The sequence below is a fragment of the Streptomyces broussonetiae genome (assembly GCF_009796285.1).
In the GTDB taxonomy this organism is placed as follows: Bacteria; Actinomycetota; Actinomycetes; order Streptomycetales; family Streptomycetaceae; genus Streptomyces; species Streptomyces broussonetiae.
On the sequence record NZ_CP047020.1, the window covers coordinates 6,475,343 to 6,499,425 of the forward strand.

At 71.3% G+C, this 24,083-nt stretch carries 21 protein-coding genes; 16 read left to right on the top strand and 5 right to left on the bottom strand.

Going from position 1 to position 24,083, the window contains the following annotated elements; translation table 11 throughout:
* Nucleotides 1-113: 113 nt before the first annotated feature.
* The 5 genes from GQF42_RS29970 (at nt 114) to GQF42_RS29990 (ending at nt 6,611) form a co-directional block, all read left to right on the top strand.
* The gene (locus GQF42_RS29970) at nt 114-1,121 is read left to right on the top strand and encodes an ABC transporter permease (protein WP_158925004.1); all 1,008 of its coding nucleotides are present in this window, start codon (nt 114-116) and stop codon (nt 1,119-1,121) included.
* 70 nt (nt 1,122-1,191) lie between these two features.
* Nucleotides 1,192-2,979, top strand: a complete 1,788-nt coding sequence (locus tag GQF42_RS29975) for an ABC transporter substrate-binding protein (RefSeq protein ID WP_067055959.1) — start codon at nt 1,192-1,194, stop codon at nt 2,977-2,979.
* A gap of 109 nt (nt 2,980-3,088) precedes the next feature.
* Nucleotides 3,089-4,087 carry an ABC transporter permease gene (locus GQF42_RS29980; protein WP_158925006.1) on the top strand — a complete coding sequence of 333 codons (999 nt, stop codon included), beginning with the start codon at nt 3,089-3,091 and terminating at the stop codon, nt 4,085-4,087.
* Nucleotides 4,084-5,181 (top strand): ABC transporter ATP-binding protein, encoded by a 1,098-nt coding sequence (locus GQF42_RS29985; RefSeq protein WP_158925008.1) that lies wholly within the window; start codon nt 4,084-4,086, stop codon nt 5,179-5,181. Before GQF42_RS29980 ends, GQF42_RS29985 begins: the two co-directional genes overlap by 4 nt.
* A gap of 29 nt (nt 5,182-5,210) precedes the next feature.
* The gene (locus GQF42_RS29990; RefSeq protein ID WP_158930757.1) at nt 5,211-6,611 is read left to right on the top strand and encodes an ABC transporter ATP-binding protein; all 1,401 of its coding nucleotides are present in this window, start codon (nt 5,211-5,213) and stop codon (nt 6,609-6,611) included.
* 65 nt (nt 6,612-6,676) lie between these two features.
* Here GQF42_RS29990 and asnB read toward each other — a convergent pair whose 3' ends face one another.
* The 5 genes from asnB to GQF42_RS30015 all read right to left on the bottom strand — a co-directional run bounded on the left by asnB (nt 6,677) and on the right by GQF42_RS30015 (nt 13,252).
* Entirely contained in the window at nt 6,677-8,527 is a 1,851-nt protein-coding gene (asnB, locus tag GQF42_RS29995) for an asparagine synthase (glutamine-hydrolyzing) (RefSeq protein ID WP_158925010.1), read from the bottom strand.
* Nucleotides 8,528-8,582: 55 nt separating this feature from the next.
* Nucleotides 8,583-9,179 (bottom strand): pyridoxamine 5'-phosphate oxidase family protein, encoded by a 597-nt coding sequence (locus tag GQF42_RS30000; RefSeq protein WP_158930759.1) that lies wholly within the window; start codon nt 9,177-9,179, stop codon nt 8,583-8,585.
* A 104-nt stretch (nt 9,180-9,283) separates the two neighbouring features.
* A complete protein-coding gene (locus GQF42_RS30005) occupies nt 9,284-11,266 on the bottom strand; it encodes an FAD-dependent oxidoreductase (protein WP_158925012.1) in 1,983 nt (660 codons plus the stop codon).
* Between the two features lie 4 nt (nt 11,267-11,270).
* Complete coding sequence (locus GQF42_RS30010) at nt 11,271-12,860, bottom strand: methionine--tRNA ligase (protein ID WP_158925014.1); 1,590 nt, start codon at nt 12,858-12,860, stop codon at nt 11,271-11,273.
* Nucleotides 12,857-13,252 (bottom strand): cupin domain-containing protein, encoded by a 396-nt coding sequence (locus GQF42_RS30015; protein ID WP_158925016.1) that lies wholly within the window; start codon nt 13,250-13,252, stop codon nt 12,857-12,859. Before GQF42_RS30015 ends, GQF42_RS30010 begins: the two co-directional genes overlap by 4 nt.
* A 365-nt stretch (nt 13,253-13,617) precedes the next feature.
* Here GQF42_RS30015 and GQF42_RS30020 point away from each other — a divergent pair, with 365 nt between their 5' ends.
* The 11 genes from GQF42_RS30020 to GQF42_RS30070 all read left to right on the top strand — a co-directional run bounded on the left by GQF42_RS30020 (nt 13,618) and on the right by GQF42_RS30070 (nt 24,052).
* Entirely contained in the window at nt 13,618-14,907 is a 1,290-nt protein-coding gene (locus tag GQF42_RS30020) for a lysine N(6)-hydroxylase/L-ornithine N(5)-oxygenase family protein (protein WP_233273508.1), read from the top strand.
* On the top strand, nt 14,900-15,982 hold the full coding sequence (locus GQF42_RS30025) for an NAD(P)/FAD-dependent oxidoreductase (protein ID WP_158925020.1): 1,083 nt from the start codon (nt 14,900-14,902) through the stop codon (nt 15,980-15,982). The genes GQF42_RS30020 and GQF42_RS30025 overlap by 8 nt, the downstream gene beginning before the upstream one ends.
* A gap of 49 nt (nt 15,983-16,031) precedes the next feature.
* The gene (locus GQF42_RS30030; protein WP_158925022.1) at nt 16,032-16,970 is read left to right on the top strand and encodes a dihydrodipicolinate synthase family protein; all 939 of its coding nucleotides are present in this window, start codon (nt 16,032-16,034) and stop codon (nt 16,968-16,970) included.
* Entirely contained in the window at nt 16,967-17,356 is a 390-nt protein-coding gene (locus GQF42_RS30035; RefSeq protein ID WP_158925024.1) for an L-rhamnose mutarotase, read from the top strand. Before GQF42_RS30030 ends, GQF42_RS30035 begins: the two co-directional genes overlap by 4 nt.
* A complete protein-coding gene (locus tag GQF42_RS30040; protein WP_158925026.1) occupies nt 17,353-18,387 on the top strand; it encodes a beta/alpha barrel domain-containing protein in 1,035 nt (344 codons plus the stop codon). Before GQF42_RS30035 ends, GQF42_RS30040 begins: the two co-directional genes overlap by 4 nt.
* Nucleotides 18,374-19,126 (top strand): HAD family hydrolase, encoded by a 753-nt coding sequence (locus GQF42_RS30045; protein ID WP_158925028.1) that lies wholly within the window; start codon nt 18,374-18,376, stop codon nt 19,124-19,126. Before GQF42_RS30040 ends, GQF42_RS30045 begins: the two co-directional genes overlap by 14 nt.
* A gap of 74 nt (nt 19,127-19,200) precedes the next feature.
* Nucleotides 19,201-19,962, top strand: a complete 762-nt coding sequence (locus tag GQF42_RS30050) for an SDR family oxidoreductase (RefSeq protein ID WP_158925030.1) — start codon at nt 19,201-19,203, stop codon at nt 19,960-19,962.
* A gap of 9 nt (nt 19,963-19,971) precedes the next feature.
* Complete coding sequence (locus tag GQF42_RS30055) at nt 19,972-20,688, top strand: SDR family oxidoreductase (RefSeq protein WP_158925032.1); 717 nt, start codon at nt 19,972-19,974, stop codon at nt 20,686-20,688.
* Between the two features lie 141 nt (nt 20,689-20,829).
* Entirely contained in the window at nt 20,830-21,750 is a 921-nt protein-coding gene (locus tag GQF42_RS30060; protein ID WP_158925034.1) for a hypothetical protein, read from the top strand.
* A gap of 48 nt (nt 21,751-21,798) precedes the next feature.
* Nucleotides 21,799-23,073 (top strand): ATP-grasp domain-containing protein, encoded by a 1,275-nt coding sequence (locus GQF42_RS30065; protein WP_158925036.1) that lies wholly within the window; start codon nt 21,799-21,801, stop codon nt 23,071-23,073.
* Nucleotides 23,060-24,052 (top strand): EamA/RhaT family transporter, encoded by a 993-nt coding sequence (locus tag GQF42_RS30070; protein WP_158925038.1) that lies wholly within the window; start codon nt 23,060-23,062, stop codon nt 24,050-24,052. The genes GQF42_RS30065 and GQF42_RS30070 overlap by 14 nt, the downstream gene beginning before the upstream one ends.
* The last annotated feature ends 31 nt before the right edge of the window (nt 24,053-24,083 follow it).

The following is a 24,083-nucleotide window of genomic DNA, read 5'->3' on the forward strand; positions in this document are numbered from 1 at the left end:
CGTTGAAGACTCCCCCTTCAAGGGGCTCGCCCCTGTGTACGACGGACTGAATGATGCCGCTACCAGCGGCGAGTGCGGGCCGGTTACCGCCGGTTGAGAGGGGTCCCAGCCTAATGACGGCACCATTGCACGAGCCGGCCGCGGAAGCGGTCCCGGGCGCGGCCGAGGAAGCGGCGGTCGCCGCCGCCGACGCGAAGGCCGTTCAGGGCCGTTCCCTGGGACGGATCGCCTGGGAGCGCCTGAAGCGGGACAGACTCGCCCTGACGGGTGGGGTCGTCGTGCTTGTCCTGATCGTGATCGCGCTGCTCGCGCCCGTCATCACCAACCTGGTCGGTCAGGACCCGGACGTCTACCACGAGAACCTCATCGACCCGCTGTTCAGCACCCCCAAGGCGTCGTTGGGCGGCATCAGCGGCGACCACCTGCTCGGTGTCGAACCGGTCAACGGCCGCGACATCTTCGCGCGCATCATCTACGGGTCTCAGGTCTCCCTGCTGGTCGGCTTCCTGTCCGCCCTCGTCGCCGTCGTGCTGGGCACGATTCTCGGCGTCCTGGCCGGTTTCTTCGGTGGCTGGGTCGACTCGGTCATCAGCCGGGTCATGGACGGTCTGCTCGCCTTCCCGCAGCTGCTGTTCATCATCGCCCTGGTCTCCGTCATGCCGAACAACATGCTGGGGCTGTCCGGCACCGGCGTGCGGCTGTTCGTGATGATCCTGGTCATCGGCTTCTTCGGCTGGCCCTACATCGGCCGCGTGGTGCGCGGCCAGACGCTCTCGCTGCGCGAACGCGAGTACGTCGAGGCCGCCCGCTCGCTGGGCGCCGGGCGCTTCTACATCCTCTTCAAGGAGCTGCTGCCCAACCTGGTGGCGCCGATCATCGTGTACACGACGATGATGATCCCCACCAACATCCTCACCGAGGCGGCACTCAGCTTCCTGGGCGTGGGCGTCAAGCCGCCGACCCCCTCCTGGGGCCAGATGCTCTCGAACGCGATCGACTACTACGACTCGGACCCCATGTACATGGTGATCCCGGGCGTGGCGATCTTCATCACCGTACTGGCGTTCAACCTCTTCGGCGACGGCGTGCGCGACGCGCTCGACCCCAAGGGCTCCCGCTGAACTGCCGCACCCCAAGCGTCCCGTGAGCACAGCCACGGGGTCTCTCATCAATTCCGGAGGATCCGAGATCGTGACTACCCAACGCACCTCAGGGCGGCGCAAGCAGGCCCTTGCCGCTGCCGCAGTGGTCGCCGGGCTGCTGACCACGGCGGCGTGCGGCGGTGGCAATGGCAGCGGTTCGAAGGACGGCGCTGCCGGCTTCGACGCGGCCAACAACAAGGTTGCCCAGGCCTCGCTGGCCAAGAAGGGCGGCGAGCTGAAGTTCGCGTCCGCTCAGGACGCCGACTCGTGGGACACCACGCGTGGCTACTACGGCTTCATGTGGAACTTCTCCCGCTACTACGCCCGCCAGCTGGTCACCTTCGACACCAAGCCGGGCAAGGACGGCGGCAAGGTCGTCCCCGACCTGGCCACCGACACGGGCAAGGTCTCGGCCGACGGAAAGACCTACACGTTCACCCTGCGTGACGGGATCACCTGGGAGGACGGCAAGCCGATCACCTCCCAGGACATCAAGTACGGCATCGAGCGCGACTGGGCGCAGGACGTGCTCTCCGGCGGCCCGACGTACCTGAAGGACACCCTGGACCCGGACGGCAAGTACCAGGGCCCCTACAAGGACAGCAGCAAGGACCACCTGGGCCTGTCGGCGGTCGAGACGCCGAACGCGAAGACGATCGTCTTCCACCTGCCCAAGCCCAACGCCGACTTCCAGGACATCCTGGCGCTGCCCGCGGCGTCCCCGGTCCGCCAGGACATGGACACCAAGTCCAAGTACGCCCTGCACCCGTTCTCCTCGGGCCCGTACAAGTTCCAGTCGTACGACCCGGGCAAGTCGCTGGTCCTGGTCCGCAACGACAAGTGGAACGCTTCTTCGGACCCGGTCCGCAAGGCGTACCCGGACAAGATCAGCATCAAGTTCTTCACCAACGCCAACGACCTCGACCAGCGTCTGATCAACGGCGACTACCAGCTGGACATGACCCAGACCGGTCTGTCCCCGCAGGGCCGCCAGACGGCGCTGAAGCAGGACAAGGGCAACCTGGACAACCCGATCTCCGGCTACGTCCGTTACGCGGTCTTCCCGCAGAGTGTCAAGCCATTCGACAACATCCACTGCCGCAAGGCCGTGATCCTCGGCGCCGACCACGTGTCGATCCAGACCGCCCGCGGCGGCCCGATCGCCGGTGGTGACATCGGCACCAACATGCTCCCGCCCGCCGTCGCCGGCGCCGAGGGCCAGAAGTACGACCCGTACCAGATCGCCGGTGCCAACAAGAACGGCAACGTCGACCAGGCCAAGGCCGAGCTGAAGGCCTGCGGCCAGCCGAACGGCTTCAGCACCACCATCGCGGTCCGCAACAACAAGCCCGCCGAGGTGGCCACCGCCGAGTCGCTCCAGGCGTCGCTGAAGAAGGTCGGCATCAACGCCCAGATCGACCAGTACGACGGCTCGCAGACCACCGGCATCATCGGCAGCCCCTCGAACGTCCAGAAGAAGGGCTACGGCATCATCATCATGGGCTGGGGCCCGGACTACCCGACCGTCCAGGGCTACGGCGCCCCGCTGTGGGACAGCCACTTCATCCAGCAGAGCGGTAACAACAACTACGCGCTCATCAAGGACAAGACGATCGACGGCCTGTTCGACACGTACAGCACCACGCTGGACGACGCGAAGAAGGCCGACCTCGCCACGCAGATCAACCACAAGGTGATGGACGGCGCGTACTACCTGCCCTTCACCTTCGAGAAGTTCCTGAACTGGCGCGGTTCGAACCTGGCGAACGTCTACACGACCGACGCGTACAACGGTATGTACGACTTCGTCAACCTCGGTCTGAAGTCGGCGAAGTAACCCGGCACACCCGCTGAACAGCACGAAAGGCAGGTGAAGGCCGGCGCGGTGTGACCGTGGGCCGCTGGACACAATCCGGCGGCCCACGGTCCGCGGCGGGCCGTACGCTGTGCTCGCTTACCTCATCAGGCGGCTGTTCGCTGCCGCAGTGATGCTGGTGGTCACCGTCGTGGTGGTCTTCTGCATCTTCTTCCTCGTCCCGAAGTGGGCAGGCGTCGACCCGGCCCTGAGCTTCGTGGGCAAGCAGGCCGACCCGGCCTCCGTCGAGGCGGTGCGTACGAAGCTGGGTCTGAGCGACCCGATCTACGCGCAGGTCTGGCACTTCTTCAAGGGCATCTTCGTGGGCCGTACCTACGCGGCCGGCGGCGATGTCACCCACTGCTCGGCGCCGTGCTTCGGCTACTCGTTCCGCAGCGAGCAGGCCGTCTGGCCCGTCCTGACCAGCCGCTTTCCGGTGACCCTGGAACTCGCGCTCGGTGCCGCCGTGCTGTGGCTCGTCTTCGGTGTCGCGGCGGGTGTCCTCTCCGCGCTCAAGCGGGGCACCCTGTGGGACCGCGGCGCCATGGTCATCGCCCTCGCCGGTGTCTCCCTGCCCATCTACTTCACCGGTCTGCTCGCCTCGGCGATCTTCGTCTTCGGACTGAAGTTGTTCAACGGCGAGTACGTCTCGATCAGCGACAGCTTCAGCGGCTGGCTCGGCGGCATGATCCTGCCCTGGATCACCCTCGCCTTCCTGTACGCCGCGATGTACGCCCGGATCACCCGGGCCACCATGCTGGAGGTCCTCGGCGAGGACTACATCCGCACCGCGCGTGCCAAGGGCCTGAAGGAGCCGGTCGTCATCGGCAAGCACGCCATGCGCTCGACGATGACCCCGATCCTGACGATGCTCGGCATGGACCTCGGCGCCCTGATCGGCGGCGCGATCCTCACCGAGACCACGTTCAGCCTCCCCGGCCTCGGCCAGGCGGTGCTGAACGCGATCCGCAACCAGGACCTGCCGGTCATCCTCGGCGTCGTCCTGATCACGTCGCTGGCCGTGCTCGTCGCGAACCTGCTGGTGGACGTCCTCTACGCCGTGATCGACCCCCGGGTGAGGCTCTCATGACCGACCTCAGCAAGAGCGGGGCGGCCGTCGGTGAACCCACCGGTTCCTCGCCCACGCCGTCCTCCTTCCTCGAAGTGCGCGACCTGAAGGTGCACTTCCCGACCGACGACGGCCTGGTGAAGTCCGTCGACGGGCTCAGCTTCCAGCTGGAGAAGGGCAAGACCCTCGGCATCGTGGGCGAGTCGGGCTCCGGCAAGTCGGTGACCTCGCTCGGCATCATGGGCCTGCACACCGCCGGCCAGTACGGCAAGCGCAAGGCTCAGATCTCCGGCGAGATCTGGCTGGACGGCACCGAGCTGCTGTCCGCCAACCCCGACGACGTGCGCCGGCTGCGCGGCCGCCAGATGGCGATGATCTTCCAGGATCCGCTGTCCGCGCTGCACCCGTACTACACGATCGGCCAGCAGATCGTGGAGGCGTACCGGATCCACCACGACGTCGACAAGAAGACCGCGAAGAAGCGCGCGGTCGAGATGCTCGACCGGGTGGGCATCCCGCAGCCCGACAAGCGGGTGGACAACTACCCGCACGAGTTCTCCGGCGGTATGCGCCAGCGCGCCATGATCGCCATGTCGCTGGTGAACAACCCCGAACTGCTGATCGCGGACGAGCCGACCACCGCGCTCGACGTCACCGTCCAGGCGCAGATCCTGGACCTGATCCGCGACCTGCAGAAGGAGTTCGGCTCCGCGGTCATCGTCATCACCCACGACCTGGGCGTCGTCGCCGAACTCGCCGACGACATCCTGGTGATGTACGGCGGCCGCTGCGTCGAGCGCGGTCCCGCCGACAAGGTGTTCTACGAGCCCCGCCACCCCTACACCTGGGGTCTGCTCGGCTCGATGCCGCGCCTGGACCGCGAGCAGCAGGAGCGGCTGATCCCGGTCAAGGGTTCCCCGCCGTCCCTGATCAACGTCCCGTCCGGCTGCGCCTTCAACCCGCGCTGCCCGTACGCCGACCTGCCCAAGGACAACGTCACCCGCACGGTCCGCCCCGAACTGGCCGAGATCGGCAGTCGGCACTGGGCCGCCTGCCACCTGACCAAGGAGCAGCGGGAGCGGATCTGGACCGAAGAGATTGCGCCGAAACTGTGAGTGACGAAACAGCCGAGAAGGCAGGGTCGATTCCCCGGCAGAGCGAAGAGAACGGCCGCGTCGCCGACGGCGAGGTGCTGCTGAAGGTCACCGGCCTGCAGAAGCACTTCCCGATCAAGAAGGGTCTGCTCCAGCGGCAGGTCGGGGCCGTGCACGCCGTCGACGGCCTCGACTTCGAGGTCCGCTCGGGCGAGACGCTCGGCGTGGTGGGCGAGTCGGGCTGCGGCAAGTCCACCATGGGCCGGCTGATCACCCGGCTGCTCGAACCGACCGGCGGAAAGGTCGAGTTCGAGGGCAAGGACATCACGCACCTCGGCGTCACGGGCATGCGCCCGATGCGCCGCGATGTGCAGATGATCTTCCAGGACCCGTACTCCTCGCTGAACCCGCGCCACACCATCGGCACCATCATCGGAGCCCCCTTCCGGCTCCAGGGTGTCGAGCCGGAGGGCGGGATCAAGAAGGAGGTGCAGCGGCTGCTGTCGGTGGTCGGCCTCAACCCCGAGCACTACAACCGCTATCCGCACGAGTTCTCCGGCGGTCAGCGCCAGCGCATCGGCATCGCCCGCGCGCTCGCCCTGAAGCCCAAGCTGGTCGTCGCCGACGAGCCGGTCTCCGCGCTGGACGTGTCGATCCAGGCCCAGGTCGTCAACCTCATGGACGATCTCCAGGAGGAACTGGGCCTGACGTACGTGATCATCGCGCACGACCTCTCGGTGGTCCGGCACGTCTCGGACCGGATCGCGGTCATGTACCTCGGCAAGATCGTCGAACTCGCCGACCGGGACCTGCTGTACAAGACGCCGATGCACCCGTACACCAAGGCGCTCATGTCCGCGGTGCCGATCCCGGACCCCAAGCGGAAGAACGCCAAGAGCGAGCGCATCCTGCTCAAGGGCGACGTGCCCTCGCCGATCTCGCCGCCGAGCGGCTGCCGGTTCCACACCCGGTGCTGGAAGGCCACGGAGATCTGCAGGACGACCGAGCCCGCGCTCGTGGAGCTGCGGCCCGGCCAGCAGGTCGCCTGTCACCACCCGGAGAACTTCGAGGACCAGGCACCCCAGGACACCGTCCTGCTGTCGGCCGCGAAGGAGGCCGCCGAGCTGGTCGCCGACGAGGTGCTCGCCGAGTCGGCCCAGACCTCGGAGGCCCTGGCCACGGCGGTGGCCGAGGGCGAGGTGGGCACCGAGGAGGCCACGGCTTCCGCGGACGCAGGCACCGAGGAGGCGGGTGCTTCCGAGGAGGCTGCGGCCTCCGACGAGTCCGCGGCTTCCGAGGAGCCGGAGGCGTCGGAGTCCTCCGAACAGGCGGACGAAGAGGCCGAGGCTCCCGAGGAGCCGGCCACGGCGGAGAAGCCGGCGGTCGCCGAGAAGCCCGCGGTCGCCGAGAAGCCCGCGGTCGCCGAGAAGCCCGCGGCGTCCGAGGACTGACGACCGACCCCAGCAAGGCCGATGCCCCGCCCTCCGTGTCGTACGGAGGGCGGGGCATCGGTGTGTCAGTGCGTGAGCACCAGCCGGGGGTTGTGGATCTCCAGCCAGGTCGCCAGGTCGAGCCAGCGCTCCAGACCGGTGCGGGCCGCGCCGTCGACGTCGGCGGCGGCCAGGGACACCGTCTGCTGCAGCCATTCCTGGTCGGTGAGCGCGTGCACGGCGTGCCCGCGGTCGGCGAGCAGCTCCTTGGCGTGCTGCTGGAGCGCGGCCGTGTAGAACGGGTCGCGGGTGGACGGGTAGGGCGCCTTGCGGCGCTCCACGACCGACCGCGGCAGCAGATCGGCGGAGGCCGCCCGCAGCAGACTCTTCTCACGGCCGTCGTACGTCTTCATCGACCACGGCGTGTTGAAGACGTACTCGACCAGCCGGTGGTCGCAGAACGGCACCCGGACCTCCAGGCCGACGGCCATGCTGAGCCGGTCCTTGCGGTCGAGCAGGATGCGCAGGTACCGCGTCAGGTGCAGGTAGCACACGAGCCGCATCCGTGCCTCGAACGCGTCCTCGCCGGCCAGCCTGGGGGCCTGTGCGACCGCCTCCGCGTACCGCCCGCGGATGTAGCCGGGCAGATCGAGGTCGGCCAGCAGGCCCTTGTCGTAGATCCCGGTGCCGGTGTGCGGGCTGGTCACATGCGTGTGGTCGACCCAGGGGAAGGTGTCGGCCTGCTGGGCCTCGGGCTGGTGCAGCCACTTGTAGCCGCCGAACACCTCGTCGGCGGACTCCCCGGACAGGGCGACGGTGGAGCGTTCCCGGATGGCCTTGAAGAGCAGATAGAGGGAGTTGTCGGCATCGCCGAACCCGGCCGGCAGGTCCTTCGCGGCCACCACCGCGCGCCGTACCGCAGGATCGGCCATGCTCTGGGCCTCGAACACCAGGTTCTCGTGCGCGGTGCCGCAGTGCGCGGCGGTCTCGATGGCGAACGGGGCGTCGGCGTCGGCGCGGAACGGGTCGGCGGCGAAGTTCTCCTCGTGCCGGGCGAAGTCGACGGAGAAGCTGCGGATCTGCTCACGGTCGCCCAGTTCCCGCTGGGCGAAGGCGGTGATGGCGCTGGAGTCCAGGCCGCCGGAGAGCAGGGTGCAGCGCGGCACGTCGGTGACCAGCTGGCGGCGCACGATGTCGGTGAGCAGCTCGCGCACCCGGGCGACGGAGGCGGCCGTGTCGTCGGTGTGCTCGGTGGCCTCCAGCTTCCAGTAGGTGTGGGTGCGTTCGCCGCCGCGGTCGACCGTGACCAGGGTGCCGGGCCGGACCTCCCGCATGCCGCGCCACACGGCGTGTCCGGGGGTGCGGATCCAGGAGAACGCCTCCCGCAGCCCGTCGAGGTCGACGGCCTTCTCCGCCTCGGGGTTGGCGAGAACGGCCTTGGGCTCGGAGCCGAAGAGCACCCCGTCCTCGGTCGGGTAGTAGTACAGCGGCTTGACGCCCAGGCGGTCGCGGACGAGCAGCAGCCGCTCGGTGCGGCCGTCCCAGACGACGAAGGCGTACATGCCGTTCAGCCGCTCGGCGAACGCCTCGCCCCACTCCAGGTAGGCGTGCAGCACGACCTCGGTGTCGCTGCGGGTGCGGAAGGTGTGGCCGCGGCGGCGCAGTTCGTCGCGCAGCTCGACGAAGTTGTAGATCTCGCCGGTGTAGGCGAGGGCGACCTCGCCGCCGCCGGTGTCGTAGGACATCGGCTGGCGGCCGCCCTCGATGTCGATGACGGCGAGCCGGCGGTGGCCGAGCGCCACGTGCGGCCGGGTCCACACGCCGGAGTCGTCGGGGCCGCGGCAGGCCATGGTCGCGGTCATGGCGGCGACCGCTTCCTGCTCCCGCTCCCTCGTCAGGTCTCGTCCGTAGGAGACCCAACCGGTCAGACCGCACATGGCGTTTCGCCTTTCTGTGTGTCGTCGTACTACGTCTCGGACCCCGGGCGGGGTCTCAGCCGAGGTGGCGCGGCAGCGGGATGTCCGGTGCGAGCGCTGGGTCGGGCACCGGGGTGCCCCGCACCAGGCTCACGGGGACGACGCCCGCCCACAGGCCGAGTGCGGCGTCGGGGCTGTCGCCGTCGTCCGGCGGTCCGGTGCGGACCTTGACCGACGCCTCCTGAAGGCTCAGGGCCAGCAGCGTCGTCGCGGCCAGTTCCTTGCGGCTGGGGCGGCGGGCGTAGTCCCACTGGCCGGGCTGGGCCTGCTCGGCGATCAGGCGCAGTCCGGCCAGGGTCTCCTCCGGGTCGGTGACCCGGCGCGGGACGCCGTAGATCATGGCGCTGCGGTAGTTGATGCTGTGCTCGAACAGCGAGCGGGCCAGCACGATCCCGTCCACATGCGTGACGGTCACGCAGACGGCCTGCTCGGGCGCCGAGGTCAGGCTGCGCGCGGCGACGGAGCCGTGGACGTACAGGGTGTCCGCGGTGGCGCCGTACACCGTGGGTACGACCACGGGGGTGCCGTCGACGACGACGCCGAGGTGGCAGACGAACCCGGAGGCGAGGACGGCGTCCAGGTCCGCGCGGTCGGTACGGCCCTTCTCCTTCATGCGGCGCAGCCGCGTGCGGTCCGTGACCGGGAGCCGGTCTGCGAGGGGCTGGCGGGGGGCAGTGCTCAAGGTGTCACCTTCGGTGTGTGCCGGGGGCGGAGCGGTCACGGCGTGGCGCCCTGCCACTGCAGCAGGCACCGCACGGCGCCGGCCGCCTCTTCGGCGGCGCCCGGCGCCGTCTTGAAACCGGCTCCGGACCAGCACGCGGCCACCACGACCGGGGGCTCGCCGGGAAGAAGACCCACGAACGGCCCGTCCGGATGGTACAGGTCGGTGCCGAACCGGCCGCCCTGGAAGGCGACTTGGGCGATCCACGGCCAGCGGTGCCCGACCCCGGCACGAATGTGGGCGACCTGCTCGTCGGTGAGGGTGTCACCGCCCTCGGCCGGTACGTCCCACTCGTCGACCGGCCTGCCGGTCAGATGGCCGCCGGCGTACGGCCCGTCGAGCTGCGGGCGGCCCCAGATGCCCGAGGTCAGATCGCTGACCGCGGGCAGCGGCCGGCCGGGGCCGCGGAAGAAGGCGTACCGGATGCGTTTGGTGCGCGGGGCCGGGCCGCCCGGGCGGGGCGGCAGCCGGTCGCCGAGCAGGGCGGCGGTGCCGCTGCCCGCGGCCACCACCGCACACCGTGCGGTCACCGAGCCCGCCGGGGTGCTCACCCGCACCCCGCGCCGGTGCGGCTCCAGGGCCGGCACGGACCCCGGCGGCAGCAGTACGGCCCCGTGCCGCACGGCCCGGGCGAGATACAGGGCGGCGGTACCGGCCGGGTCGGCGTAGCCGCCGCCCGGTTCCCAGACGGCCGCCGCGACGCCGCTCGCCGTCAAGTCGGGCCACCGCCCGGTCAGTTCGCCGGGGGTGAGCAGATCCGCCTTGATCCCGGCCGCGGTCAGCTCGCCGACCCCGCGTTCGGCCTCGGCGACGTCGTCCGGGCCGAGCAGCACCACCGAGCCGGTGCGGCGCAGGCCGGCCGACCGCGGCGGGGCCGCGGTGCCCCACAGCAGCTGGTGGCTGCGCACGGCCAGGGCGCGTACGACGGGCTCCGGCTCGTACGCCCGGACCAGGCCCCCGGAGAACCGGGTGGCCGACGCGGCCCGCGGGCCGGGGTCGGCGACCGCCACGGACAGGCCCGTCGCGGCCAGTTCGGCCGCGGTGGCGGCGCCCACCACGCCGGCGCCGACGACCACCACGTCGTATCCGGTGACCGCCGCAGCGGCCGGGGCCGTGAGCCGGGTGACCGGTACGACCTCCCAGCCGGCGGCGTCGTCCGCGTCGACGGGATCGCCGTCGGCGTCGAAGGAGAGATCCGCGGCGGCGCGTACGGCGGTCAGGAGCCGGTCACCGGTGGCGGCCGGGTCCGTGCGCAGGGCTCCTACGAGTGCCGCGAAGGCCGCGTCGACCTGCCGCTGCGGACCGCCGCGCAGTCGTACGACCCGGGCGGCATCGGCCAGTTCGCCGAGCAGGTCCGCGAATTCGGGCACGGCGCAGTCGTCGGTGAAGAACAGCGGGCCCTGCCGGCCCTCGGCGCGCAGGCGGTGCGCGGTGGCCGCGGCGCCGTGGTGGGTGCCGCAGACGACGAGGGGGTCGTCGGGTGCCGGCGGCGCCTTTCCGGAGCCGGCACCGAACCGCTCCGCCAGACGGCGGCCGTAGGCGCTGCCGTCGTCCACCACGGCCGGCACGGCGATGCCCAGGTCCTGCGCGGCCCGCCGTATCGCCCCCGGCTGGCCCGCGTCGTGCGGGCACCAGCGCAGCGCCCCGCCGCCGCCCCGGGCGAGCAGGTCCGGGTCGGTGGCCAGGGGCAGGAGCAACGGGAGTCCGGCCTGCCGGTACCAGGGCAACGCCCGTGCCGCGCCCAGGCTGTTGAAGTGGCCGACGACGGCGCGCACGCCGGCCCCGGGGTCCGCCGTCAGGGCGCGGGCGACCCGCTCGGCCTCCTCGGCGTCGCCCCGGTCGTCGTGGAACTCCCAGGCGAAACCCGGATCGGTGTGGCCGGCGGCGGCCCGGGTCAGCAGTTCGCCCCAGGCCGCCCGTGGCCCGCTGAAGGGGCCGACGACGGCGACACGCACCGCCCGGGGGTCCTGTCGCGCCATGACCTCAGTCACCGAAGACCGGGCGGTCGGGCACGGTCAGCGGCCGGCCCGCCGGGGGCGGGGTCAGCGCGGCGGCGTTCACCGCGCGGTCCGCTTCCTCGCCCAGCAGCGCGGCGAGCCGGGCCGCGCCGGCCGGCATGACGGGAGCGGCCCACGCCGACAGGGCGCCGGCGACGGTGAGCTGGGCGGTCAGGGCGGCCCGGTGGGCGCGGAGCGAGCGGTCGCGTTCGTGCGCGTGGACGAAACCGAAGTCGTCGGCGCTCGCGACGACCTCGTCCAGCAGGGCGACGGCGTGGCGCGTGTCGAAGCCCTCGACGCCGTACGCCTCGCGCAGCTCGGCCACGATGCGCTCCAGGCGGGCGTGCAGCCGCTGCCAGGCGGGGCCCGTGGGCCGCTCCTCGGGGACCCGGCCGTCGCTGTCGCGGGCGACGGCCGCGAACAGCCGCTCCAGCCAACCGTTCCACCGGGTGGTCAGCAGGGCCCGGGTGCGCTCGAGGTCGGCCCGGGTGAAGCTGGTCTGGCGGCCGTTCGGCCGGTCGGCGAGCACATGGTGGCGCAGGACGTCGGAGCCCGCCTCGGCGAGCGCCTCGTGGGCCCAGATGGCGTGCCGCCGGCTGGTGGAGAACTTCAGCCCCTCCAGCTGGTAGAACTCGTTGACCACGAAGGCCCGGGCCAGTGCGGCCCGGGGGTGCAGGGCGGCGTACAGGGCGGGGAACAGTACCGCGTGGAAGTAGCCGTTGTCGAAGCCGAAGAACTGCACGGGCGCCGGCCAGTTCTCCTGCGTGCGCTGCGCCTCGGGCAGCTCCCACAGATAGCCCGGGGCCATCTCGAACCACACATAGGCCCGCTGGTCCTCGAACCCGGGCACGGTCACCGGCACACCCCAGTCGCCGGGGTGGCTCACGGCGATCTCCGGCAGCCCGTCGGCCAGCATCCGGTCGCACAGGACCCGCAGATGCGGCGGCATGTCGACCTCGGCCCAGAACGCCTTCAGCCGGTCGGCGAACGGTGCCAGCGGGAAGTACAGCCGGGCGGCGTCACGGACCTCGGCCGGGGTGCCGCACACCGTGCAGTGCGGGTCGGCGAGGTCGGCGCAGTCGTTGGGCCGGCCGCACGGCTCGCAGGCGTTGCCGTTGGAGGAGGAGCCGCAGTGCGGGCACTTGCCCGTCAGGTACGCCTCGTACAGCCAGCGCTCGCACGGGGTGCAGTACGGCAGCGGGCGGGTGCGGGCGACGACGTGCCCGGCGTCGTACAGCCGCTCGAGGAAGTCCTGGACGTGGGCGCGGTAGCCGTCCTCCTTGCGCGGGTGAACCACCCGGTCGAAGCCGACCTCGGCCTGCCGCCAGACCCGGACGATGGACTCGCCGTAGCCGTCGGCGACCTCGTCGCCGGTGCGCCCGCCGTCCTTGAGGCCGCGCACCGGGACGTAGCTCTGGTGGTCGTCGAGGCCGGTGGTGTAGCGGACGTCGACGCCGTCGGCCAGGAGGAAGCGGCGCAGCACGTCACCGGCGACGTAGGGCCCGGCGACATGGCCGACGTGCAGGTCGCCGTTGGGCGTGGGCGGGGTGGCGGTGATCCAGACCGGAGCGTTCACGCGCTCACCTCCGTGCCCTCGTTTTGCCGGGGCTCGTGCAGCGGCCAGTAGACCGAGAGCCAGGTCAGGGTCTGCGCGGTCGGGTTGTGCACGACGTGCTCCTTGTTGCGGGCCAGGACGAGCACGTCGCCGACGGTGAACTCGGCCTTCTCACCGGCGAGGTCGAGGCTGCCGGAGCCGGAGAGGATCACCATGACCTCGTCCTGGTCGTGGCAGTCGGGGTCCGAGGAGGCGCCGGCCGGCAGGAAGCAGGCCATACCGCCGATCGGCGGTTCCTCCTGGCTCTGCTGCCCCTCCTGGCCCTCCCGGGTCTGCCAGGGAATGATCCGCTGGCACGCCATGCCGAACTCGCTCTCGGCGGCGCCTTCATGTATCCGAAACTTGGTGATCATGCGCTATCCATATCCCGAAAAGGGTCGCTCGGCCGGTGGGCCAGGGTAATTCACATGCCATTTCCTGCCCCTCTCAACTGTGCGTGGCCGCCCGGGTGCCGAGCCAGAGCGATCCGGCCGACCCTGCAGGAAGGTGCCAGCGGCATAGACCGAAATAACCTGTGATGTCGGGCAAGTTGGCAGGGTGTGACGCGTGTCGAGTGGCAGCCCGCTGCCACGCTCCGCTGCCCGGCGGCTGCTCGGCCGAAATCCGGGATAGCTTCGAACTCGCCTCGGGCAATGGCATATCGAAACAACGGCCCGACGGGAAGGGAAATGTCTTGATGGGGAATCCGCGCGACAATTTCTCGCCGGTTTACGATGTCGTGGGAATCGGTTTCGGGCCGGCCAACCTGGCCCTGGCCATCGCCCTTGAGGAACACGACGACAGCGCGCCACGCGACCAGGCGGTCACCGCACTCTTCCTGGAGCGCCAGCCGGCCTTCGGCTGGCACCGGGGGATGCTCATCGACGGCGCCACGATGCAGGTGTCGTTCCTGAAGGATCTGGCCACCCTGCGCAACCCGACCAGCCGTTTCGGGTTCGTCCCCTATCTGCACGCACGCGGCAGGCTGGTGGACTTCATCAACCACAAGATCCTCTACCCCACGCGTGAGGAGTTCCACGACTACCTCGAGTGGGCCGCGGCCGGGGTCGACCACCTGGTCTCCTACTCCAGCGAGGCGACCGAGGTCCGTGCGGTCGGCGACCTGCTGGAAGTGGTCGTCCAGGGCCCCGGCGGCAGCACCGTGCACCGGGCGCGCAACGTGGTCGTCGCCTGCGGGCTGCAGCCCCGGATGCCCGACGGGGTGAAGGCCGGCGCCAACGTCTGGCACAGCAGCGAGCTGCTGAACCGGCTCGCCGGGCGCAGCGCGCAGGCCCGCCGGTTCGTGGTGGTCGGCGCCGGGCAGAGCGCCGCGGAGGCGGCCGAGTACCTGCACCGCACCTATCCGCAGGCCGAGGTCGAGGCGGTCTTCGCCCGCTACGGCTACAGCCCGGCCGACGACAGCCCGTACGCCAACCGGGTCTTCGACCCCGAGGCCGTCGACGTCTACTACGACGCCGACCAGGCCGCCAAGGACCGGCTGATGGCGTACCACCGCAACACGAACTACGCGGTGGTGGACCTCGATCTGATCGAGGAGCTGTACCGGCGCGCGTACCAGGAGAAGGTGCGCGGCCACGCCCGGCTGCACATCCGCGGCGTCAGCGAGGTCACCGACGTGCGCGACGAGGGCACCGGCGTCACCCTGCGGATCCGCTCACAGGCCACCGGCGCCGAGGAGACGGTCACCGCCGACGCGGCCGTCTTCGCCACCGGCTACGACGAACAGGACCCGGTGCCGCTGCTCGGCCCCCTGGCCCCGTACGTCTCCCGGGACACCGACGGACGGCTGCGGGTCGGCCGCGACTACCGGCTGAGCGTCGAGGGCCTCGGGGACGCCGGGATCTACGTCCAGGGCGGCACCGAGCACACGCACGGCATCACCTCCTCGCTGCTGTCGATGGTCGCGGTCCGCTCCGGCGAGATCCTCCGCTCGGTGCTGGAGCACCGGGACGCGGCGAAGTACCGCGACGACGCCTCGCTCGCCCTGGAAGGCGCGGCGCATGACTGACCCCGTCCACCGGGCCGACGTGGTCGTGGTCGGCGCGGGTGTGATCGGTACGGCCGTCTTCCACGAACTGGCCGCCCGCGGCGCCCGCGTCACCCTGGTCGAGCGGGACCGCGCCGGGCTCGGTACGACGGCCTGGAGCGGCGGCATCGTGCGCTGCTACCACGACGACCCGGCCCTGTCCGACCGGGCGGCGGCCGGCTGGCGCTACTTCCGGGACTTCACCGGGCACACCGGTGAACCGGCCGCCTTCCACACCAGCGGGTTCCTGTACCTGCCGGCCCCCGAGCGCGTGGACCCTTCCCGCGCGGAGGCCGTCCGGCTCGGCGGCGAGCTGCCCGTGAGCTGGCTGGAGGCCGAGGAGGTGGCCAAGCGCTTCGGTCACCTGCTGGCAGGCGCGCCCGGCGGTGGAGCGGTGTGGGAGCCGGAGTCCGGCTGGCTGGACCCGGCCGAGGTGACCCGCGGTTTCCTGCGCGCCGGGCAGCGCCGGGGCGGCACGGTCCTCGAAGGCGTCGCCGTGCACAGCCCGCTGCGCGCTGCCGACGGCCGGATCGCCGGGGTGCGCACCACCTCCGGAGCGGTCCGGGCCGACCGGGTGGTCCTGGCCACCGGCGCCACCACCCCGCACCTGCTGACCAGTTGGGGACTGCAGCACGACCTGTGGGCGCAGGCCGTCCAGGTCGAGCTGTACCGGCCCGACGCGCCCGTGGCCGGCCAACCCGCCTACACCGACGACGAGTTCGACGTCAACGGCAGGCCCGACCCGGACTCCGGCGGGGTGTACGTAGGACATCCGACGGGGGCCCGGCTGCCCTCGCCGCCCGGCCGGGAGCCGGTGGACGCGGCCCAGTCCCAGCTGGCCGCCACGGCCGCCGCCCGACGCTGGGGATGGTTCCCCGGCAGCCGTCACCTCGGCGGGCTGCGTGCCGCGGAGTGCTGGGCCCCGGACGGCCGGGCCCGTGTCACGGCGCACCCGGACGAGCCCGCGCTGCTGCTGGCCACCGGGTTCAACGGGGGCGGATTCAAGATGGCGCCCTGGGCCGCCGTCGAGATCGCCCGCCTGACCGGTCTGGCATGACCACCCGGACGACGCCGCAGGGGCGGCGCGACAGGAACGGAGAGAACCGATGAGTCAGCAACGGCCCGACGGAACCAGGGAGATCAAGGGGGTTCTGCCGGTCGTCATCATGCCGTTCACCGAGGACGGCGCCCTCGACGAGGACGACTTCCTCGCCCAGACGGAGCACATGTTCGACGTCGGCTGCGACGGGTTCGTGGTCGGCCAGGTCTCCGAGGTGCTGCGCCTCACGCACACCGAGCGGCTGCGCGTCGCCGAGCTGTGCGCGAAGGGCGCCGCCGGGCGCGGGGTGTCCGTGATGAGCACGGGCGCCGAGACGCCCGAGGCGGCCGTCGAGTACTCCCGGCACGCCGAGTCCGTCGGCGTGGACGCCCTGCTCGTCATGCACCCGGCCACGATCCCGCTGGACGAGCGCGGGATGGTCGAGTACTTCACGCGGGTCGTGGAGTCGGTCCGGATCCCCGTGATCATCCACCACGCCAAGAGCCTGGCCAAGCAGCCGCTGACCATCGGCGCCCAGGCCCGGATGCTGGAGAAGTACGGCCCCGACCGGGTGCTGTTCAAGCCCGAGGCCCAGCCGTCCCCGCCCAAGGTCAGCGAGCTGCGCGACGCCACCGGCGGCCGGGCCCGCATCTTCGAGGGCGACGGCGGCATGATGCTCCTCGACTGTCACAGCCGGGGCCTGGCCGGCACGATCCCCGCCACCGAGATCGCCGAGATCGTGGTGACCCTGTGGCGGCTCCTGGAGGCCGGCGAGCGGGAGAAGGCCGAACGGCTCGCCCACCCGCTGTCGTACCTCATGTGCCACATGATGAACAGCACCGACTACTACCTGTCGATCGCCAAGCGCTTCCTGAAAGAACGCGGCCTGATCAAGACCACCCATGTCCGTGGTCCGAGCCGCCACGTCCTCGACGACGAGTCCTGGACCGAGGTCAACCGCACGTACCAGCACCTGCTCACCCTTGCCGAGGAGCTCGCCCCATGAAGAACCACGCCTTCACCATCCGCCTTCGGGACGAGGCCGCTGCGGAGAAGTACATCGCGCTGCACAAGGAGGTGTGGCCCGAGATCGTCGGACCGGGCGGCGCCCTGGAGACGATCGGCGTCCGCAAGCTGCAGATCTTCCACATCGACCCGCTCACGCTCTTCATGTACGTCGAGGCCGAGGACCACTTCGAGCCGGTGCGCGACTTCCTGCGCGCCAACGACCTGCACCCCCGGGTCCAGGAGTGGGACGACATGATGCACGACGGCGGCGGCAGCCTCCTGGTCCGCCACCCGGGCAACGACGGCCGCCTCAACTGGGCGCCGATGCGCCGCATCCACCACGTCGACTTCACCAACACGCTGCCGGACCTGGAGGACAAGTGAGCGCCGTGGCCCGCACGGACGTCACCGTCCTGGACTGCACACTGCGGGACGGCGGTTACTACACCAACTGGGAGTTCGAGGACGCCCTCGTAGAGGAGTACCTCAAGGCCTGCGCGGCCACCGGCGTGGACGTGGTCGAGCTGGGCTACACCCAGTTCACCCCGAGCGACCGGGGCGCCTACGGCCGCTACCCCTCGGGGGGCACCCCCGCCCTGCGCGACGCCCTGCCCGACGGCCACGGCCTGCGCTTCGCCGTCATGCTGGACGCCACCGCACTGGCCGAGGTCCCGGCGGCCGAGGCCGGCCCGCGGCTGCGCCGGCTGCTGGCCGACGGCCCGCTGCCCGTCGACCTGGTGCGGGTGGCCGTCCACCACAGCAGGACGGCCGGCGTCACCGACGCCGTCGAATCGCTGCGCGGGGCCGGCTTCGGGGTCTGCCTGAACCTCATGCAGGTCGACCTCGCGACCCCCGCCGAAGTCGCCGAACTGGTCCGCCTGGTGGCCGGCATGGGCCCGCTGGAGTCGGTCTACGTCGCCGACTCCCTGGGCTCCCTGCACGCGCCCCGGATCGCCGAACTGGTCGACCAGTTCAAGGTCGGCCAGACCGCCCCCGTGGGTCTGCACGGCCATGACAACCAGGGCTTCGCGCTGCACAACACCCTCGCCGCGGCCCAGGCGGGCGCCACCTGGCTGGACGCCACCGTCCTCGGCATGGGCCGGGGCGCGGGCAACACCAGGACCGAACAGCTCCTGGCCGCGCTCGGCACCGACCAGCAGGCGCTGCAGCCGATGCTGGACCTGGTGGCCCGTCGCTTCGAACCGCTGATGACGAAGTACCGCTGGGGCGCCAGCGCCCTGTACGCCATCGCGGGCATGCGCCGGATCCACCCGACCTACGTCCAGCGCCTGGAGGAGAGCCTGGAGCGGGACGTGGAGGTCAAACTGCGCGCCCTGGACTTCCTCGCCCGCAACCGCAAGACGTCGTTCGCCCCGGCGTCGCTGGAGGACGCACTCCGCCATGCCGCTGTCTGACCACGCCGGCACGCGCCTCGAGCAGGCGCTGGCCACTCACCGCCTCGTCGTGTTCGACCTCGACGGTGTGCTCGTGGACTCCAACGAGCTGAAGGTGGAGTGCATGCGCGAGGCGCTGGCGGAGTTCGGTCCGGAACTCGTGGACCCCTACGTCCACGAGTTCCGCCGGACCTTCGGCCGCTCCCGCCGCGAGCACTTCCTCGCCTTCCACCAGGACCATCTGGGCGGAGAACAGGCCACGGGGGAGAGATTCGAGACGTTCTACGAGCGCTGTGCGGGTGGCTACGCCGAACTGCTCGCCGAGCGCTACCCCAAGGCACCGCTGTGCCCCGACGCCGACCGGCTGGTGCGCGCCCTGTCCGCGCGCGGACTGCCGCTGTACGTGGCCACCGGCACCCTGACCGCCGAGGCGGAACGGGTCCTGGACGGGCACGGGCTGGTGGGCGAGTTCCGGGCCGTGCTCGGCGGCGAGGAACCCAAGGCGCGGCGCCTGGCCGCGGCGCTCAGCGCCGAGGGCGCAGCGCCCGGCGAGGCGGTCCTGCTCGGCGACTCGCGCCAGGACCTGCTCGCCGCCCAGGCAGTCGGCATGGGCTTCGTGCTCGTCACCGGGCACGGATTCTTCCCGCCGGCCCAGGTGCTCGACGGCGCGGACGGGCAAAATGCGCTGGTGGCGGCCGGATTGGACCCCAGCGGCTTGCTGACCGGCACAGTGGCGTACGAGGGTCGTGCGGGGCGCTGACCTCCGGCCCCCTGCGGGGGCGGCAGAGCCCGCCCCGTACGTCCTGACCCGACTGCGAACACGGAAACCCCACAGTGACACTTGAGAACGGCAACCGGACCGGCCGGGAGCACGGCGCCCGGCGCGTGGTCATCACCGGAGCCGCCCGGGACTTCGGCAGAACGCTCGCCCTCTTCTTCGCCCGCCGGGGAGACGAAGTCCTGCTCTGCGCACGGGACCTGACGGCGGCCGAGCGGGTCGCCGACGAGATCCGCGGCCTCGGGCACGGCCAGGTCCACGCCTTGCGCTGCGACCTGGCGGACCCGGCGTCGGTGCGCTCCTGCACCGACGAGATCGCCACGCTGACCGACCACGTCGACGTGCTGGTCAACAACGGTGCCCGCTGGCTGCCCGGCGAGGACCTCGCCTCCGCCGAGGACGAGGACATCGCCGCCACGGTCGCCTCGACCGTGACCGGCACCGTCCTCGTCACCAAGCACCTGCTGCCGCTGCTCCTGAAGTCCGAACGGCCCGACGTGGTCAACCTGATCTCGTCGGCCGGGCTCACCGGGAACCACCGCACCCAGGCCCACGCCGCGTTCTACGCGGCCAAGCACGGACAGGCCGGCCTCGCCGATCTGCTCTCGCCCCAGCTGCGCCCGCACGGCGTGCGGGTCATCTCGCTGTACCCGCCCGACTTCAGCAACCCGGACCCGCTCGGCCCCGACTGGGACACGACGCCCCGCGGGGCCGGCGACAAGCTCACCGCCCACTCCCTCGTGGAGTGCGTCATGTTCGCGATCGACCAGCCACGGGACTGCTTCATCAAGGCGTTCCACTTCGAACAGACCGTCTGAAAGAACACCATGGGTTCCCTCAACACCAGCACGCCCGTCGTCGTCTCCGGCGTGAGCCGGGGCCTGGGCGCCGCCCTGGCCCGCCGCTTCGCCGAACTGGGCCACCCCGTCGCCGGCTGCGGTCGCGACCGCGCGGCCCTGGACCTGCTCCGCGCCGACCTCGGCGCGGGCCACCTGATCACCGTGGCCGACGTCACCGACGCCGACGCCGTCCAGACCTGGGCCGAGCAGACCGTACGGCAACTCGGCGCGCCCGCGCTGGTCGTCGCCAACGCCGGGTACATCAGCCCGCAGACCCCGGTGTGGGAGACCAGCCCGGCGGACTTCCGCACCACCGTCGACGTCAACGTCGTCGGCGTCTACACCCTGGCCCGCGCCTTCCTGCCCCGCATCGCGGCCGGCGGCACCTTCGTCGCCGTCTCCTCGGGCTGGGGCCGCAACCCGCGCGGCAGGCTGGCCGCCTACACCGCGAGCAAGTTCGCCGTCGAGGGCTTCACCAAGGCCATCGCCCAGGAGGCCGAGGAACTGCTGCCGGGCGTCACCGCCGTCGCCGTGGACCCGGGCGGCGGCGTGGACACCGACATGCTCGCCACCTGTCTGCCGGACGAACACACCGAGTACCCGGGCCCGCAGGAGTGGGCGAGGGTGGCTGCCGACTACCTGCTCAACGACGTACCCAAGGAGCCGAACGGGGCTTCCCTGACTGTTCCGTCGCCTTGGGCGTGAGCGCCCCCAAGGGGCGCGGTGCCGTGCCGACATACGGCCACCGCCGGGTGGGCGCGGCCGGTGAAACCGGTCCGTAGCCGCCGAACGGCCCGATGCGCCACCCCGTGAAGCGATCCGCACACCGAACCGAAGGAGACGACCGTGCCGAAAGCCGCTGTGGCGGGCCCCTGGTCCAGCAAGATCCGCCAGCACGAAGCCATCGCGGCCGCCGACCCGGACCTCGCCTTCGACCTGCACGTACTGTCCGGCCCGGCGGAACTCGCAGCGCACCTCGCGGCCCGCCGGGACCGGACGGTCGTCCTGCGGCCGGAGATCTCCGACGACACCGGCTCCGCCGTGCTGGTCCGGCCCGGTGCCGCGCTTCCGGAGCCCGAGATACGCAGGCTGTGGGAGCGGGGCGGACGGATCGTCGCACACGACCATGTGCCGGGGACCCCGTGCTTCGTCAACGGGGTCGTCCTCGACGGCACGCTGCGCCTCACCGACGTATGGCGCTGCTTCTCGCTGGAGGAGGGCCCCCGCTCGCTGCTGACCAGTGTGGTGAACCTGGCACCCGGCTCGGCGCGCGAGCGCGAGCTGGCCCGTCGGCTCGCGCCCGTGATCAACAGCGCCGGCCTGACGGAAGGCCCCGTCACGTTCGAGGCGGTCACGGACGCGGACGGGACCGTGAAGGTGGTCAAGTTCGCCGCCCGGGCGGCCGGCCACCCGCTGCCGCACCTGTGCTCCCTGCTCGGCCTGCCCGACCAGGCGGCCGCACTTGCGGGCGGCCCGCAGACCCTCGCCGACCGCCCGCAGGCACCCGGATTCGTCGCCGACTACGCCTTCGTCGCCCGCGTGGGCGGCCGGCTGGTCCGTTTCGAAGGACTCGACGAGATACGGGCGTTGCCCTCCTACGCGGGTGACATATTCCTGCCAACTCCGGGCGAGACCATCACCGTAACCACCGGCGAAGGCGGCGCGGGCGCCATCCTGTTGAGGCACCGGGACGAGGAAGTGCTGCTCGCCGACGTCGAGTTCTGCCAGCGACGCAATCGCGCGGGCGTCTTCTCCGTCACCCCCTGACGGCCTCCGGTCCCTCCACCCCACACGTAATCGACGGGAGTAACCCAGATGTCAGCACGCCGCAGGGTCGCCATCGTCGACGCCTACTCCTCCGGGCGCCGGCTCGCCCCCCTGTTCCGGGAACGCGGCTTCTCCTGCGTCCACATCCGCAGCACGCCCGTCGTGCCCGCGGTGTACGCGCCCTCCTTCGTACCGGGCGACTTCGAGGCGGAGGTCGTCCACGGCGGCGATCCCGGGGAGACCGCGGCCCGTGTCGCCGAGCACGAGCCGGTCGCGCTCATCGCCGGCATCGAGAGCGGCGTGGAACTGGCCGACACCCTGAGCGAGGCCCTCGGCCTGCTGACCAACGGCACACAGCTCAGCTCCGCCCGCCGGGACAAACACCGCATGGGGGAGACCGTGCGCGCGGCCGGGCTGCGGGCGGCCCGGCAGCTCCTCACCGCCGACGAGGACGAACTGCTCGCCTGGTACGAGGGTGAGATACGGGCCCGCGCGGGCGACGGCCGGCCCGCCCGGGTGGTGCTCAAACCGGTCAAGAGCGCGGGCAACGACGGGGTGTTCTTCTGCGACGGCCCGGACGAGATACGTGCCGCCTTCCGTTCCGTGCTCGGCACCGACAGCGCGCTGGCCATCCGCAACGACGAAGTGCTCGCCCAGGAGTACCTGTTCGGCGGCGAGTACTACGTCAACACGGTCAGCCTCGACGGTGTGCACCAGGTCTGCGACATCTGGAGGACCAGCCACATCAACGCCAACGGCGTACGCGACCTGCTCGACGGCGCCTGGCTGCTGGACCGGCACGGCCCGCTGCAGGAGAAGCTGACCCGGTACGCGTTCTCCGTCCTGGACGCCCTCGGCATCCGGCACGGCCCCGCCCACACCGAGCTGAAACTGACCCCCGACGGCCCGTGTCTGATCGAGACCGGCGCCCGGCTGTGCGGTGGCGACCTGCCCCGCCTGGTGCGCAAGGCGGTGGGGGAGAGCCAGCTGGACTGGACGGCCGACGCCTACACCGAACCGGAGCGCTTCCGGGCCCGGGCCGGAGAGCCGTACGCCATCCGTGAGTACGTCTCCTCGATGTCGCTGATCGCACCCCGCTCCGGCACCCTGCTCAGCTACCCACGGCTGGAGCAGGTCAAGGCGCTGGAGAGCTTCCACGAGGCGAAGATCTCCGTGAACGCGGGCGAGGCGATCCGGCGCAGCGTCGACGACTTCAGCGTGCCGATGCTGGTCGACCTCGCGCACCCCGTGCAGGACGTGGTCCTGCGCGACTACGCGACGGTGCGCTACCTGGACGGGGAAGGGTTCTATGACATCGCCTGACCCGGCCCGGCGGGCCGGAACGCTCGTCGGACCGCTGCTGGTCCTCAGCTACTGCGTGGCCAACTCGGTCAAGTCGGTGGTCGAGGGCCGGCTGGTGCAGGACATCAGCCCCGAGTTCTACGCGTTCAACGCCTTCTTCGTCATCCAGGTGCTCTACCTGGCGCTGTGCCGGGACCACCGGGCGCTGCTCGCGGCCGTACGCCGCTGTCTGCCGGACGTCCTCGCCTACAACGTGACGACGACCCTGAGCTGGGTGGCGGTGCTCTACGCGCTGCGCGTGTTCGAGCCGGCGGTGACCAACTCGCTGATCGTCGGCATGGTGCCGGTCCTGACCATCCTGATCGGCGGCCGGCTGCGCCCGCAGGCCCGTCCCTCGCGTACCGAGGTCCTCTCCTCGCTGGGCGTGCTGGCCTCCATGGGCTACCTCGCCGCGATGACCCTGACCGGCTCCTCGGGCACCGGGTCCGTCTCCGCCGGCGGATTCGTGCTCGGCGTGGTGGCCAGCGTGGTCACCGCGGCGGCGGTGGCCGGCAACACCTTCTACACCAAGCGCCTGGGCGAGGCGGGCATGAAACCGGGCCAGATGATGGCCTGCCGCTTCCCGCTGCTCCTCGTCTCCACCCTCGTGCTCTTCCTCGTCCGGGGCAGCGCCGCCCCCTACTCCGCCGTCAACGTCACGCTGTTCCTGGTGCTCGGCCTGGGCGTGGCCGGCACCCTGCTGCTGCTCCAGGTGGGCATCACCCGTACCGAGCCGATGACGGTGTCCCTGCTGTTCGGCAGCAATCTGATCCTGACGTTCGCCATCCAGTTCTTCGACCCGCGCATCGACCAGTCCGTGCACACCCTGATCGGGGTGCTGCTGCTGACCGGCTTCATCCTCTGGGGCAGCCTCTCCGGGGTCCGGCAGGCCGCCGGAGCGGACCGCGAACCACCCCGGGCGCCGGCGCCCGCCACCGACACCTCACCACACCGCAGCTGACCCGGGCGCCGACCGCCCCGCGAAGGCCACC